The organism is Winogradskyella sp. (assembly GCF_028289625.1).
In the GTDB taxonomy this organism is placed as follows: domain Bacteria; phylum Bacteroidota; class Bacteroidia; order Flavobacteriales; family Flavobacteriaceae; genus Winogradskyella.
The window spans coordinates 37,470-52,563 of record NZ_JANQOM010000091.1 but is presented as its reverse complement, the minus strand read 5'-3'; the positions used below and the strand labels follow the sequence as shown (position 1 = coordinate 52,563).

The window sequence follows — 15,094 nt, the reverse complement described above, 5'->3', positions numbered from 1 at the left end:
TCGTTTTATTGCAACCAACCAACCCTTTACGCCCAAAATTGCTTTTGGAAGAAGCTTATAAAATTTTTATGGATAATAATTCACAAAGTCTCTTTACGGTTACTAAGTATCATAAGAAATTAGGAAAAATTAAGAACAATACATTTCAACCTTTCAATTATGACATTGGTCAACGCAGCCAAGATATAGAGCCCTTGTATTTCGAAAATGGATTAATATACATTACTAAAGCGGATATCATAAAAAAAGGAATAATATTCGACCAAATGTCTTTTCCGTTAATTGTCGATCATAAATTTGCCCAGATTGACATTGATACTTTTGAAGATTTAAAATATGCTGAATATCTACTTAGTTCAAGTGGTAATTCGTTGTTATGAAAAGAATTATTCAATCTTTTAAATCAGATCAGATAAAATAATGAAAATTTCAAATAAAATTAAGGTGATATTTAGAAGTTTCTTCTATCGGATTATTAATAAAAGACAGAATCCCATATTCATATTAGGTACAGGAAGATGTGGTAGCACCTTATTAGTTGATATTTTAATGACTAATCCAGGGATACAAATAGATCAACAAGAACAGTACGATTGGTTTTTAATGGCGGCTAATGATGAGGGGAAAAAGCAAAATCCTATATATTCAGATTTAATAAATTTTGAGCTTACCGCTCAAAAAAGTTTAGAGCAGTGGACCCCTTTTTATAGAGCCAAATTACGGTTAATGATGGATAGTAAAATATTAAAAAACGATAAAGTATTTTTTTTAAAGAGCCCAGCCATCACCTTTTTACTTCCTGAAATAAAGAAATTATACCCAAAGGCAAGATATGTTCATTTATATAGAAATGGTTATGCGGTTTCAAGATCTTGGTGTAAAAAGGAATATTTTAGAGTAAAGGAATATCAAAATGCTTTTACCGAGGATCATTTTATTTTAGAATGTGCAAAGTATTACAATGCCTCAATTGTTGTTATAAATACTTTTTTAACAACGGTCGAAAAAGAAGATCAATATACATTAAGTTATGAGGCACTTACCCTTAACCCAGAAAAAGAGATCAATGGACTATTAAAATTTGCTAATGTAGAACATCCTTGTGCATATGATTTTTCTAAAATTAAGAGTACAAACTTTAAAATAGATAAAATCGAAAAGAAGTTAAAATCCCAACTGACTTCAATTATGAACGAAAGTCTAAAATCATTAAATTATATTTAATTAATGTCAGCACCCTACATCCAAATATCAGATCGAAAAATAGGACGTGATTACCCGCCTTTAGTTATTGCCGAAATTGGTATTAACCACGAAGGGTCATTACAAGTTGCAAAAGAAATGGTAGATGCCGCAAAAAGAGCGGGTGCTGAAATGGTAAAACATCAAACACATATTGTAGAGGATGAAATGAGCAAGGCTGCAAAGGCTGTCATTCCTGGTAATGCAGATGTTTCCATTTATGATATTATGGAACGTTGCGCACTAAATGAAGCTGATGAACTGGCACTGAAGAATTATGTAGAAGATAAGGGTATGATTTTTATATCTACACCATTTTCAAGAGCAGCTTCAGAGCGTCTCAATAAATTTGATGTACCTGCTTATAAAATAGGTTCTGGTGAATGCAATAATTACCCTTTGTTAGAACATATTGCAAAGTTCGGTAAACCAGTAATAATGAGTACAGGTATGAACACCATTGAAAGTGTTAGTAAAGCCGTGGACATATTTAAAAAACATCAAACCCCTGTTGCATTATTACACACTACAAATTTATATCCTACACCTTCACACTTAGTGCGTTATGGAGCAATGATGGAATTGCACAAGGCTTTTCCAGATCATGTATTTGGTCTCAGTGACCATACATTAAATAACAATGCATGTCTAGGTGCTGTGGCCCTAGGTGCTTCAATTTTAGAACGCCACTTTACTGACCATATGAATAGACAAGGTCCAGATATTGTATGCAGTATGGATGAAGATGCCTGTACTGAACTTATAAATGGGAGCCGTGAAATTTGGTCCATGCGTGGTGGTACCAAAGCACCCGCTAAAGAAGAGCAAGTCACCATAGATTTTGCTTTTGCAACCGTATGTTCCATCACGGATATAAAAAAGGGAGAATTACTTTCAAAAGATAATATTTGGGTAAAGCGACCCGGAACAGGTAAGATATTAGCAGAACATTATAATAACCTTTTAGGAAAAACAGCATTACGCCATATTCCTGAAGGGGAACATTTAGACTATACGGATTTTGAATAACAAAAAGCGCAACATAGTTTTTTTAACCGGGACACGTGCCGATTTTGGGAAGATAAAAGCCTTAATCCAAAGTTTGGAAAAGCATACGGAATTTGAGCCTTTTATTTTTGTCACTGGTATGCACTTAATGGACGAGTATGGCTATACTTTAATAGAGGTGGAGCGTTGTGGATTTCAACATGTTGAGACATTTCATAATCATACAGACGAAGCAACAATGGATTTAACCTTGGCTAAAACGATTAATGGATTCTCAGCCTATGTTAAATCTATTAATCCAGATTTAATAGTTGTGCATGGTGATCGCGTAGAAGCTTTAGCCGGAGCGATAGTCGGAAGCCTTAATAATATTCTTGTCGCGCATATAGAAGGTGGTGAGCTCTCAGGAACTATTGACGAACTTATTAGACATTCAGTTTCTAAATTAAGTCATCTGCATTATACCTCAAATGATGAAGCTAAGAAACGCTTAATTCAAATGGGTGAATTGGAAGCTACCATTTATACGATTGGTTCACCAGATGTGGATATTATGTTTTCAGATAAATTACCAGATTTAGCTGAGGTAAAAGAGTATTACGAAATACCTTATGAGAGCTTTGCCTTAGTAATGTACCATCCTGTCACTACAGAGCTAGACTCTATTTATGAGAATGCCACTAAATTGGTGGAAAGCCTTATTCAAAGTGGAAAAAATTATGTGGTCATTTATCCTAATAATGACTTAGGCAGTAAACGTATTCTTAAGGCCTTTCAAAAACTAAATACAAACTCAAGATTTAAAATATTCCCCTCGATACGGTTTGAATATTTCTTGACGCTTTTGAAAAACTCGGAATTTATAATTGGAAATAGTAGTGCAGGTGTGCGAGAAGCGCCATATTATGGCATACCCACTATAAATATTGGTAATCGCCAAATGAATAGGGTAATTGGTTCAGAAATTATAAATATTTCATGTGAGAAAAAGGATATTAGCGAGGCTATTAAAACTGCTGAAACACTTACTTTAGATAAGAGTAAAACTTTTGGAAATGGAAATAGCGCGGCGCTATTTATAGAAAGTCTAGAATCGAGTACGATATGGAATGTTAACCATCAAAAGCAATTTAAAGATGCCTAAAAAGCACGTTTTATTTTTGGTTCCAGATGGTGTCGGCATAAAAAATTACTTGTACTCTGATATTATTAAGCATTTAAAAAACAACTGTAAAATTACCATTTGGTCTCCTTTGCCAAAAGATGCTTTTGAAAATGTAGTGCAACTTCACAATATAAAGTTCGGGTATAAGCATCTTCAATTTAAGCCCGAGAATTTTAGAACTAGACTGTATAGAGAAGCAACCACCTATGCGCGCTTGGTACATAATAGTAAATTGATGAAAAACGATACCATAATGACCAATTGGAGGCGTCCAAACTATAGTGTCAAGGTTAAGCTATTGTATCGATTAGCGGAGTTATTGGGTAAGCTTATTTCAAATAACTATCAAAAAATTTTAAAGTTTGAATCTAAAAGCAGAAACAATATTTCAAAAAGTCTCATTCAGAAATATATCAAAGATTTAGAGTTACTCGAGCCAACATCTATTTTTATTACTCATCAGCGTGTGCCAGGACTAATGCCTATATGTTTGGCAGCCAAAACCTTAAATATTAGGACCTATACAGCTATTTTTTCATGGGATAACCTATCAAAAGCACGATTGGCAGTAAAGACAGATAACTACTTGGTTTGGTCAGAATGGATGCAGGACGAAATGAAAGCCTATTATCCAGAAATACCTCAGAGCAATGTGCTATTAGTAGGAACACCACAATTTGAATTTTATCTGGATAAAAGCAGAATTATAGAGCGATCAGAATTTGCCTCAAAGTATCAGCTAAACGTCAACAAAACATGGATTTGTTTCAGTGGCGATGATATGACGACCTCCCCACATGATCAGTTATTTTTGGACCATGTATTAGACTCCTTAAATAGAATGAAGGATAACATCCAAGTCATCTTTAGACGTTGTCCTGTAGATTTTTCTGATAGATATGATGAGGTTTTAAAAAAGCATAAAGACGTTGTAGTTTCCATAAATCCAATTTGGAATGCCCAAGCTCAAACTGGTTGGGAAGGTTTTTTTCCGATGTATGATGATATCGATATGCAGGTAAATTTAGTGCGTCATTGTGCATTAGTTATTAATTTAGGAAGTACTATGGCACATGATTTTACAACCCATGGTAAACCATGTTTATATCTTAATTATAACCCATCTAAAGAATCTGAATGGAGTACTAAAATTATTTATAATTTTCAGCATTTTAGAAGTATGGCTGGCTTAGATGCAGTGGGTTGGATAAATAGTAAATCCGATATAGATACCGTTGTGTCCATGGTTCTAAAGAATCCGAATAGTGTTGCCAAGGACAAAAAGATATGGATGGAAAAGGTCGTTTTACATCCATTAGATCAGAGCTCTAAAAATATAGCTAAAACTATTGAATAATGCATATTTGTTTTATAACACACGAGTATCCCAAAACTGGATTTTCACATGGTGGGATTGGTACCTTTGTTAAAACATTTTCAAGGCAGCTTGTAGAAAAAGGGCACGAGGTTTCGGTAGTAGGAATTAATAATTATACCTTGCAAAACGAGGTTGAACATGATTTAGGCGTAACAGTTTATCGTTTAAAACCGAAACGTATAAAAGGCCTTACTTGGTTTTTTAATACGAATAGCATTAATAACAAAATTAAGAAGATTAATGCCAACTCACCTATTGATATAGTTGAATCGTCAGAACTAGGATTAGCATTCACCAGAAAACTAAAAAACATTAAATATATAATTCGGTTACACGGTGGCCACCATTTTTTTGCAGAATCTGAAGAACGAGGTATTAATAAGTGGAAAGGATTTCAAGAAAAAAGATCTTTTAAAAAAGCAGATGCCTTCATAGCAGTTTCAGATTATGTAAAAACGCACACAGAGCAATATCTGAGCTATGATAATAAGCTAGTTGTAACCATTAAAAACGCTGTTAACCTTGATGTGTTTCAGCCAAAAACGAATGTGGAAATTGAAAACCATTCACTCCTATTTGCTGGAACCGTTTGCGAAAAGAAAGGGGTAGGGCAATTAGTTAAAGCCATGCCAAAGGTATTAAAGTACAATCCTAATGTAAAATTGTATCTCTACGGTAGAGATTGGAAATTAAAAGATGGAAGGTCATACATTGATTATGTGAAGCATGATATTATGAAGCCGCAAAGTTTGGATGAAAGACAGATTAAATTTATGGGAGTCGTTCCTTTAGCTAAGTTAGCAAAAGCCTATGCGAAAGCTCAGATTTGTATATTTCCTTCACTGATGGAAACTCAAGGTTTAGTGGCACCTGAAGCTATGGCCATGCAACGGTTAGTAATTTTTTCAGACAAGGGTCCAGGTCCAGAAACAATTACCCATGGCAAAACAGGTTTACTATGTAACCCTTATAATCCTGAGGATATTGCAGATAAAATTATTTGGGCACTTAATAATAAGTCAGAAAGTGAAAAAATCGCTTTTGAGGGCTATAAATTTGTAATGAAGAATTTTAATAACCAGACCATTACTTTACAAAATTTAAATTTTTACGAGTCTATTATAAAGTAATCATCATTTGAAACAAATTAGAACCATAGCAATTTTCACACTTGTAGAGCATAAAAATAAAGACGGAAAATTTTATGGTTATGGTCCATATGTTAAAGAAATAAATATTTGGACGCGTTATTTTGATAAAGTCATTATCGTTGCGCCAAAATCTGATGACAATGTTATTGAGGCGATTGATTTAGCGTATTTACACCACAATATTGAGTTTAAGTCTATTCCGCATTTTAATATAAAATCTATAACTAACCTTTTTAAATTAGGAATAAAATTGCCTGCTATCGCTTTAAAAATGATTTCGGCGATGCGCAAGTCTAATCATCTTCATTTTAGGTCACCAAGTAATGTTGCAGCCATTGCTAGTGTCTTACAAATCTTCTTTCCATCCAAAAAAAAGACGGTAAAGTATGCTGGAAATTGGGATCCGAAGAGCAGACAACCGTTTGGTTATAGGTTCCAAAAATGGCTATTTAGTAATACATCACTATCAAAAAACATGAAGGTGCTGGTTTATGGTGAATGGCAAAAACAATCACACAATGTTTTGCCGTTTTTTACAGCCTCATTTAATGAAGTTGACAAAATTGATTTTCTCAATAAGGATTATAGTTCAGCTTTAAAATTCATTTACCTAGGCGCATTAGTAGAAGGTAAACAACCCTTACTAGTTATTCAAATCGTTGAGCAACTGCTTAAAAATCATCTAGAAGTTGAGTTACATATGTATGGATATGGTAAGTTATACCAGCCTTTGCAAGACTATATAACATCAAAAAAATTGACATCGGCTATTTTTTTACACGGTAATAAACCGTTTAATGATATTAAAGAAGAAATAAAAAAAGCACACTTTACAATTCTTCCATCTAAGAGTGAGGGCTGGCCCAAAGCTTTAGCAGAAGGCATGTTCTTCGGAGTAATCCCTGTCGCAACAGCGGTTTCATGTATCCCCTGGATGTTAGATAACGGGAAAAGAGGTATTTTAATAGCATCTGAATTGAATAGTGCTGTGGCCAAAATAGAAGAAGAATTGAAAAGAGGCAATTCTCATCTAAATTCAGTTGCTTTTAAAGCTCAGAATTGGGCACAACAATTTACACTAGATTCTTTTGAAGAAGGTGTGAGACAAGTATTAGAAGTATGACATTGAGGGTGATGCAAATAATAGATACTTTACAGGCTGGCGGAGCCGAACGATTGGCTGTAAATTACGCCAATGGTTTAATCAAGTTAGGCGTTACCTCTTTCCTGTGTACAACGAGAGACGAGGGACCCTTACGACAATCCATACATGATAAGGTGGGCTATATGTATTTAAAGAGGAGATCAACATTTGATTTTCAAGCAATTTTAAAATTAAAACAATTTGTAAAGCAAAATAAAATAGATATCATTCACGCTCATGCAACATCGTATTTCATTTCAATTTTAGTGAAAATCTTTGTGCCAAAGGTTAAAATTATTTGGCATGATCATTATGGCAATAGCGAATTATTAGAAGATCGACCAAAACGTATGTTACGAGTTTTCTCACGATGGTTTGCTTTTATTTTTAGCGTAAATGAAAAATTAAAACGTTGGTCAGAAAAAGAATTGAAGTGTAAAAGTGTAACTTTTATAAAGAATTTTTCAGTTCTAACTAGAGCTAACACCAATAAGACTATATTAAAAGGCACGAATGGAAAACGTATTTTATGCCTAGCAAATCTGCGTCGACAAAAAGATCATCCACTACTTTTAAAGGCTTTTAAACAGATTCATCAAGATTATCCCGAATGGTCCTTGCATTGCGTAGGTAAAGATTTTAAGGATGCGTATTCTAGTGAATTTTTTAAATTGGTCGACAATCTTGGGTTGCAGAATTCCGTTTATTTCTACAATAGTAAATCTGATGTTTTAAATATTATGAAACAATGCCAAATCGGTGCGCTATCCTCAAAATCTGAAGGTTTACCTTTAGCAATATTAGAATATGGGTTTTCAGAATTAGCAGTAATAACAACCAATGTTGGAAACTGTGGGGAACTTATTAAAAACAGTACATATGGCATATTGGTAGACTCAGGCAATGTTAGTCAGTTTGTAAAAGGGTTAGAAAGCTATATCAATGATAAAGATTATAGATTATCTTGTGCTAAGGCATTTAATCAGAAAGTCATCAAGGAATACTCTGAAGAGGCAATTCTTAATGAAGTATTAGAAATTTATAAATCCTTATAACAGTCTAGCATTTTGAATCTAAGCTATATTCATAAAATTACCATTCATATAATTCTAGGACTCTTATTATATAATCTAGACTTTTTTCCACGTTTGTTTTATTTTGGGGTCATCGCTTATTTCTTGATATCAATTTTTAATGCTGCTCAAAGCGATAAGACGACTACAATTTTACAGGCTAGTGCTTACATTGTCGGAGTTGAAGTATTGTTTAGAATGACCGGAGCAGGAGTATTCTATGAGTCTTCCAAGTATTTGGTAATTTTGTTTATGGTAATCGGAATGACCTACAATGGCTTATCCAATAGGTCATATCCATATATGATTTTTTTATTTTTATTAATACCATCCATTTTAGTGGCCTCATTAAATACTGGTATTGACGCTAATCTCAGGAAAAATGTTGCCTTTGTATTAAGTGGTCCGGCCTGTTTAGGGATATCGGCATTATATTGTTTTAATAAGAGACTAAACCATCCCCAGCTAAAAAGTGTAATTCTTCATCTCGGTTTACCAATAATTAGTCTTACAACGTATCTATTTCTCTATACTGTGAGATTGGAAGAAATATTTAAAGGGACACAATCAAATTTTGCAGCTTCAGGTGGATTTGGACCCAATCAGGTTTCTACTGTTCTAGGATTGGGAATGTTTGTGTTTTGTGTTAATTTTTTCCTGAGTTCTAAGAGTACGGTGATAAAAGGCATTAACATTCTTTTATTTGGCCTCATAAGTTATCGCGCCATTATAACCTTTAGTCGTGGGGGAGTTTTAACTGCAATATTGATGATTATCGGCTTTTTAGGTATATTTTATCTAAAGACAAGTTTAAAAAGCAAAAGAAGGATTAGTTTATATTTTGTGATGTTACTTTTTGCGTCTTCAGTTATATGGCTTGTAAGTTCAAGTCAAACAAGTGGATTAATTGACAAGCGTTATTCTAACCAAGATGCTAGTGGTCGAGTTAAGGAAGATGTCTCGGCGGGAAGAGTAGAAATTTTTAAGAGTGAATTGGAAGGATTTTATAGCGAGCCTATATTTGGTGTTGGAGCTAGCGTCATGAAAGAACGGCGTAAGGCAATTACTGGGGAAACTATTGCGACACACAGTGAGTTGAGTAGAATGATTTCAGAACATGGCATTTTAGGGGTCATAATGCTACTCATATTGCTAATAACACCCTTAGCTTACCGAATAAATAATACACGAAACTATTTGTTTTATGCATTTTTGATTTTCTGGTTTGCTACAATAAATCACTCAGCCATGCGGATTGCTGCACCAGGTTTTATTTATGCTTTAGCCTTATTAAATATTACTTATGAAAAACGTCCTTTACATAGGAAACGCGTTATCAGGCAAGGGTAGAACGAAAACCACAATCGAGACCTTGGGCGAACGCCTTGAGGCTTTTTGTAGTGTTATGATAGCTTCAAAAAAAACCAATAAGCTACTCAGATTATTGGATATGATGATACTAGTGATCCGAAAGCGAACTCAAACGGATTTTGTTTTAATTGATACCTACAGTACATCAAATTTTTATTACGCATTAATTATAAGTCAATTATGTAGAGTTTTTAAACTAAAATATATCCCAATTCTACATGGAGGTAATCTTGAAAGTCGATTAAAAAATAATCAAAAAATGTCAGGCTTAATTTTTAATAATGCGTATCAATTAATTACACCGTCACGTTATATGGAGGATATATTTCGCACGTATGGTCATACAAATATTGAGTTTATACCTAATTTCATTGACTTAGAAAACTATCCATTTTTAAATAGAAAAATAGAGGACATTAAGATGTTATGGGTGCGTTCATTTTCAAATATTTACAACCCCCAACTCGCAATACATGTGCTTAAGACACTCACAGACCTTGGATATAATGCTTCTTTAACTATGGTTGGTCCTGAGGTGGATGGATCTTTAAATAAAGCTAAGACTTTGACGAAAGCCTATAATTTAGATGTGAATTTTACTGGTCTATTAGAAAGAAAAGATTGGATAAGCTTATCAGTGTCTCATAATGTGTTTATAAACACAACTAATTTTGATAACATGCCTGTAAGTATTATTGAAGCTATGGCACTAGGCTTGCCAATAGTATCTACAAATGTTGGTGGAATACCGTATTTGATTTCTGATAATATCGACGGAATATTGGTGCCAGCTAATGATGTGGAGGCCACGGTAAAAGCAATTGTTAAATTAAAGAAAAATGAAAGCTTAAAAGACAAATTAGTAACAAATGCCAGAAAAAAAGCAGAGCAATTCGATTGGAAAGTGGTCAAATCTAAATGGGAAACGCTTTTGTCTTAAATTGATATTAAACTAAATTGTACTTATTATCTTTACATGGTAACCAATTTTGTAGATGAAACATAAAAAGGGTATACACTTTGAAGTCTCTGAACGGAAGGTTCTATTGAGAATTATGGATTTGGTTATGGTTTGTTTAGCTATTTATAGCTTAAATCTGTATCCAAAGTTTGATTATATTTTATTCAACGAAGAAAACATTGTAGCATTAGTATTACTGGGAGTATATGTTATAATTTTTGGCTCTATATTCGAACTTTATGACCTTCAAAAAGCAAGTAAGTTCGATACAACTTTTAGAAATATAGTTATAACCACATCAACAGTGGTATTGTTTTATCTTTTAACTCCAATTTTATCACCTTACTTACCTGAAGAACGTATACAAATAGTATATGTCTATGTGGCAATAATTTTATCTATTTTATTGTGGCGCTTTCTATATATCAATCTTATTGAGACACCTAGGTTCTACAAACGTGTTCTATTAGTAGGTGAAGTTTCAAATATTGACGGTTTAGTAAATGCACTTAAGATTTCTGATCCAAATTATAAAATAGTAGGTTTTATTAATAGTGAAGAATCGACTCCAGAATCCGTGAAGTTTAAGGGTCTTAAGGAATTTGAAGCAAAAGACTTCCTTGATACAATTGAAAAAGAGCGAATCTCAGAAGTTTTAGTAGCGAGCTTTAACACTGAAGCTATAATTGCAGAAGTTTACCATGATTTAATTTTGCTATTAGAACGCGGTTTTAAAATAAGGGAGTACACACAGGTTTACGAAGAGCTTCTCCATAAAGTACCAATACAATTTGTCGGCAAGGATTTTTATAAATATTTTCCTTTCAGTAGGAGTAATGAAAACAAATTATATATTTTCTTTCAACGTGCCTTTGATATAGTTATTTCTATCATAGGACTATTATTTGGCTTAGCACTTTTACCATTTATTGCATTAGGTAATAGTATAGGAAACAAAGGCCCATTATTTTACTCCCAAGAACGTGTTGGTAGAAATAGTAGACCATTTAGGATTCTTAAGCTAAGGACCATGATTGTGAATGCAGAAAAAGATGGTGTTAAGTGGGCGCAAAGAAATGATAGGCGTATTACATCATTTGGCATGTTTTTAAGGCGGTCTCGTTTAGATGAAATCCCTCAGTTTTTTAATGTTTTAAAAGGGGAAATGAGTATTATAGGCCCAAGACCAGAACGGCCATTTTTTGTGAATGAATTGTCGCGTATAATCCCTTTTTACGAAACACGACATATCATTAAACCTGGTCTTACAGGTTGGGCGCAGGTAAATACCAGATACGGCTCTTCAATACAAGACAGTCTAACCAAGTTACAATACGATTTATACTATATTAAACATAGGAGCATATTTCTAGACTTTAATATTATAATTAAAACACTTAGCACAATTTTATACTACAGAGGACAGTAGAATATTTTCAACTTTTACTAAAAAAATTCAGTAAAAATATATAGCGCATTAATAGTGCTAGCAATAAAGGAATTAGGGTAATCGCAAAGACTTGTACACCAATCAACCAATGTAGTGTCATTAAACAAAGCAGTATAATCAAAAACTTTAAAAAGCCTTTTACCCAATTTTTAACCTTATCGTTTTTAAATTGATAAATTAGCACTAGGTTTAATGGAAAAGCCCAAAGTAGATTATAATTATAACCAGTTGCTGTATGGTCTGTTGCAAACCATAGAAGCAAAAGGAAAACTCCTATGAGTCCAGTAATTCCAAAAAGTAGGATATCAAGCCATTTACTACGTGTTTTTGATTTATAATTCATGTAAGTAATATAAATTATCACTATAGCTATTAAACCAATGATAATTAATGGACTGAAAAAGATATTCGTTGAATTTTTAGCAGATTTTTTTTCAAATAGTGTTGATGCGCTTTTTACTAGATTTTTAGTAGTATCAAGTTTTGCTGTACTAAAGAATGAATGAATATATTTTGGTAAGAACATATATTCATTGGCAGTTGCATTCTTATCGATGACAGAACCTAAAGCTATATCAATCCCCAAACTTCCCCAAGAATTGCGATTTAAGTGCTCATAGATAAGCTGCCTAAAGGTTTTTTGCTCAATACCTTCAGGTAATTCAAATGTAATTTTGTTTTTGGTTACTATATCAGAAACATCCCTTATTCTCGTAGCACAGTTATCATAGAAAAAGTCATAAAGATATTTTCGGTTTTCAGGCTTATAGTTATCTTCCAAAAAATCAAAAAGTTGTTGTTTTTCTTCAAAAGTAAGGTTTAAGACCTGCTCTTCGATACTTCTATTATGTTTTGAGTAATGATAAAAAATATCGGTAAAACGATGCCTACTTATCATATAGTTCAATTTACCCCTTGCAAATTTTAGGTAGAAGTTTGGTGCCTCAAAATCATATTCGCCATAACCATATACCAAATCGATTCTTTTACTATCATCTTTAATTCGGAAGGCATTATGTCCAAAGGCATCATTTAGTGATGTGCCAGGACCAAAGGTCAGAACAGACACTTTAGCATTTTTGGTTAAAGAAAACCGTTGGCCAAAACCTAAAAACGAGACAAGTAATAAGGTAAAGAGTAATAGTTTTAGTTTCATAGGCTTGGCTATCTAAAAATACTAAAATCTATTTTTAAAGAGAAAACATTAGAATATAAGGCAGCACTCTGGTCACCAATGTCCGTAAAAGCATAATCGATTTGTATGCCTTTGTACTTAAATCCAACTCCAAAATTTGGTTGGAATGTTAAGTCTTCAGAGTTGTCGATTTGCAACTCATTTTGAAAATTACCAACACCACCTCTGAGAAAAACCAAATCCGTATATCCAAATTCGAAACCCAAAGCAGGATTTATACTCGCAAAAGACGTAGAGATAATATCGTTATTTTCTTCAAAACGGACATTGAGATTAGCGGCAGCGGTAAATGAGTAATCATAGTGGAAAATCCATTGCTTAGACATCCCTAATTCTAGCTTAGGAATTGTAATCTCAGTAGTTTCAGGTAATTCTTGGTTTTGCCCTTCAATAGCACCGCTTATTCGTTCAAAATTTTCTTCATCTATGGACCAAGCATTGTAGGTCGTTGTGATATCCCTAGCCATAAGGCCAAATTTCCAACCCGATTTATTTTCAAACTGAATGCCTGCATCTAGGCCAAATCCCCAAGAGGATGCAAAATCCCCGATGATCCGTCTTATAACTTTAGCATTGACACCAAAATTCAAACCATCCAAAGGTAGTTTTCTGGCATAAGAGAATGTTAGTCCATAATCCGCAGTAGAAAAGGTACTGATTCGGTCGTAATTTATATTGCCTTCATCATCAATTAACTGTGTGGTATCTAGGATATCATCAACACCAAATCTTATAATCGAAATCCCTACAGCACTTCGGTCATCTAAGGGCATACCATAAGCGATGTAGTTATAGTTAGCAATATTTGCAAAATAACTCGAGTGCATGAGGGCAAGCTGGTTATCTTCAAGGTGTACCAATCCAGCCGGATTCCAATACCCAGAATTGACATCTGCAGTTTGGGATACTACAGCATTACTCATGCCAAGCGCAGCAGCATCTACACCTATATTCATAAATTCATTGGAATATTTTCTGGTGGTTTGAGCCGAAGCTATTAGCGTAAAAAGTGTTAAGAGAATTACTATGTAATTTTTCAACAGCAAAATTTTTTACAAAGATGCACAATTTTTCTATGTATTTAACTGCAAAAGTGGCTACTTATTGTTCTAAAATATTTGCAATTCAACAAAAATAATAAGTGAAGCCCAAATACTTTTTTATTTTTACAAAAATAGAACTGATGAGTTTTAAGCGACACATACCCAATATGGTTACACTTCTTAATCTGTTTTCGGGTTGTATTGCGCTCATTTTTGCTGTTTACGGAAACTTTGTCGTAGCAGCATTTTTTGTTTTTTTGGGCATATTCTTCGACTTCTTTGATGGTTTGTTAGCACGCAAGCTTAATGTACAGAGTGTTTTAGGGATACAGTTGGATTCTTTAGCGGATTTAGTGACAAGTGGAGTAGTGCCAGGAATTATTATGTTTAAGTTAATATCGCTTACTGTGGATAGTCCAGACTTTGCATCGCATTCTGATAGTTGGAACTCAGTTTTTCATTGGCAAGGGTTTAAAATGTCTGTTTTACCATTAATAGGCTTATTAATTCCATTGGCTTCTGCTTACAGATTGGCAAAGTTCAATTTAGATGAAGACCAGCAAACCTTTTTTAAAGGTTTACCAGTACCTGCAAATACCTTACTCATCTTATCGCTTCCATTGATTTTAGAATATCAGAATAATGATTTAATGAACTCCATAATCATCAATAAATGGTTTTTAATAACATTGACGCTTTTAAGTTGTTACTTGCTCAATTCTAGTATCAAATTATTTGCATTGAAGTTTAAGGATTGGAGCTTTAAGGAGAATGCCATGCGCTATATATTTTTGATTTTAAGCGTGGTGACAATTATCGTTTTAAAATTTGCGGCTATACCGCTTATTATCTTGCTATACATTATCTTATCGTTATTAGATAGAAAAAATATTAATTAACAGCCCCTTTAAAA

13 protein-coding genes and 1 pseudogene are annotated in these 15,094 nt (G+C 33.5%); 12 read left to right on the top strand and 2 right to left on the bottom strand.

Annotation, left to right across the window (positions count from 1 at the left end; genetic code table 11):
• The 11 genes and pseudogenes from Q0992_RS16800 to Q0992_RS16750 all read left to right on the top strand — a co-directional run.
• Positions 1-380, top strand: a pseudogene (locus Q0992_RS16800) (acylneuraminate cytidylyltransferase family protein); the annotation flags it as partial.
• 40 nt (positions 381-420) lie between these two features.
• Positions 421-1,224, top strand: coding sequence for a sulfotransferase (locus Q0992_RS16795; RefSeq protein WP_299527073.1), 804 nt, complete (start codon positions 421-423; stop codon positions 1,222-1,224).
• A 3-nt stretch (positions 1,225-1,227) separates the two neighbouring features.
• Complete coding sequence (locus Q0992_RS16790) at positions 1,228-2,271, top strand: N-acetylneuraminate synthase family protein (protein ID WP_299527072.1); 1,044 nt, start codon at positions 1,228-1,230, stop codon at positions 2,269-2,271.
• Complete coding sequence (gene neuC / locus Q0992_RS16785) at positions 2,264-3,394, top strand: UDP-N-acetylglucosamine 2-epimerase (RefSeq protein WP_299527070.1); 1,131 nt, start codon at positions 2,264-2,266, stop codon at positions 3,392-3,394. Before Q0992_RS16790 ends, neuC begins: the two co-directional genes overlap by 8 nt.
• A complete protein-coding gene (locus Q0992_RS16780; protein WP_299527069.1) occupies positions 3,387-4,772 on the top strand; it encodes a hypothetical protein in 1,386 nt (461 codons plus the stop codon). The genes neuC and Q0992_RS16780 overlap by 8 nt, the downstream gene beginning before the upstream one ends.
• Positions 4,772-5,923 (top strand): glycosyltransferase family 4 protein, encoded by a 1,152-nt coding sequence (locus Q0992_RS16775; protein ID WP_299527067.1) that lies wholly within the window; start codon positions 4,772-4,774, stop codon positions 5,921-5,923. Before Q0992_RS16780 ends, Q0992_RS16775 begins: the two co-directional genes overlap by 1 nt.
• Before the next feature lie 7 nt (positions 5,924-5,930).
• Positions 5,931-7,067 carry a glycosyltransferase gene (locus tag Q0992_RS16770; protein WP_299527065.1) on the top strand — a complete coding sequence of 379 codons (1,137 nt, stop codon included), beginning with the start codon at positions 5,931-5,933 and terminating at the stop codon, positions 7,065-7,067.
• On the top strand, positions 7,064-8,143 hold the full coding sequence (locus Q0992_RS16765) for a glycosyltransferase (RefSeq protein WP_299527063.1): 1,080 nt from the start codon (positions 7,064-7,066) through the stop codon (positions 8,141-8,143). The genes Q0992_RS16770 and Q0992_RS16765 overlap by 4 nt, the downstream gene beginning before the upstream one ends.
• Positions 8,144-8,155: 12 nt before the next feature.
• Positions 8,156-9,511 carry an O-antigen ligase gene (locus tag Q0992_RS16760; RefSeq protein WP_299527061.1) on the top strand — a complete coding sequence of 452 codons (1,356 nt, stop codon included), beginning with the start codon at positions 8,156-8,158 and terminating at the stop codon, positions 9,509-9,511.
• Entirely contained in the window at positions 9,465-10,472 is a 1,008-nt protein-coding gene (locus Q0992_RS16755) for a glycosyltransferase family 4 protein (RefSeq protein WP_299527059.1), read from the top strand. The genes Q0992_RS16760 and Q0992_RS16755 overlap by 47 nt, the downstream gene beginning before the upstream one ends.
• A 55-nt stretch (positions 10,473-10,527) precedes the next feature.
• The gene (locus Q0992_RS16750) at positions 10,528-11,922 is read left to right on the top strand and encodes a sugar transferase (protein WP_299527057.1); all 1,395 of its coding nucleotides are present in this window, start codon (positions 10,528-10,530) and stop codon (positions 11,920-11,922) included.
• Between the two features lie 7 nt (positions 11,923-11,929).
• Here Q0992_RS16750 and Q0992_RS16745 read toward each other — a convergent pair whose 3' ends face one another.
• The gene (locus Q0992_RS16745) at positions 11,930-13,099 is read right to left on the bottom strand and encodes a DUF4105 domain-containing protein (protein ID WP_299527055.1); all 1,170 of its coding nucleotides are present in this window, start codon (positions 13,097-13,099) and stop codon (positions 11,930-11,932) included.
• An 8-nt stretch (positions 13,100-13,107) separates the two neighbouring features.
• On the bottom strand, positions 13,108-14,178 hold the full coding sequence (locus tag Q0992_RS16740) for a PorV/PorQ family protein (RefSeq protein ID WP_299527053.1): 1,071 nt from the start codon (positions 14,176-14,178) through the stop codon (positions 13,108-13,110).
• A gap of 143 nt (positions 14,179-14,321) precedes the next feature.
• On the opposite strand from Q0992_RS16740, the gene Q0992_RS16735 reads away from it, so the two are divergent.
• On the top strand, positions 14,322-15,080 hold the full coding sequence (locus Q0992_RS16735) for a CDP-alcohol phosphatidyltransferase family protein (RefSeq protein ID WP_299527052.1): 759 nt from the start codon (positions 14,322-14,324) through the stop codon (positions 15,078-15,080).
• Positions 15,081-15,094: the final 14 nt, after the last annotated feature.

Bases quoted from the DNA above. Each gene is read 5' to 3' on its own strand.
- Q0992_RS16795 (WP_299527073.1), top strand. From the start codon at position 421: ATGAAAATTTCAAATAAAATTAAGGTGATATTTAGAAGTTTCTTCTAT.
- Q0992_RS16790 (WP_299527072.1), top strand. From the start codon at position 1,228: ATGTCAGCACCCTACATCCAAATATCAGATCGAAAAATAGGACGTGAT.
- Q0992_RS16780 (WP_299527069.1), top strand. From the start codon at position 3,387: ATGCCTAAAAAGCACGTTTTATTTTTGGTTCCAGATGGTGTCGGCATA.
- Q0992_RS16775 (WP_299527067.1), top strand. From the start codon at position 4,772: ATGCATATTTGTTTTATAACACACGAGTATCCCAAAACTGGATTTTCA.
- Q0992_RS16765 (WP_299527063.1), top strand. From the start codon at position 7,064: ATGACATTGAGGGTGATGCAAATAATAGATACTTTACAGGCTGGCGGA.
- Q0992_RS16755 (WP_299527059.1), top strand. From the start codon at position 9,465: ATGAAAAACGTCCTTTACATAGGAAACGCGTTATCAGGCAAGGGTAGA.
- Q0992_RS16750 (WP_299527057.1), top strand. From the start codon at position 10,528: ATGAAACATAAAAAGGGTATACACTTTGAAGTCTCTGAACGGAAGGTT.
- Q0992_RS16745 (WP_299527055.1), bottom strand. From the start codon at position 13,099: ATGAAACTAAAACTATTACTCTTTACCTTATTACTTGTCTCGTTTTTA.
- Q0992_RS16735 (WP_299527052.1), top strand. From the start codon at position 14,322: ATGAGTTTTAAGCGACACATACCCAATATGGTTACACTTCTTAATCTG.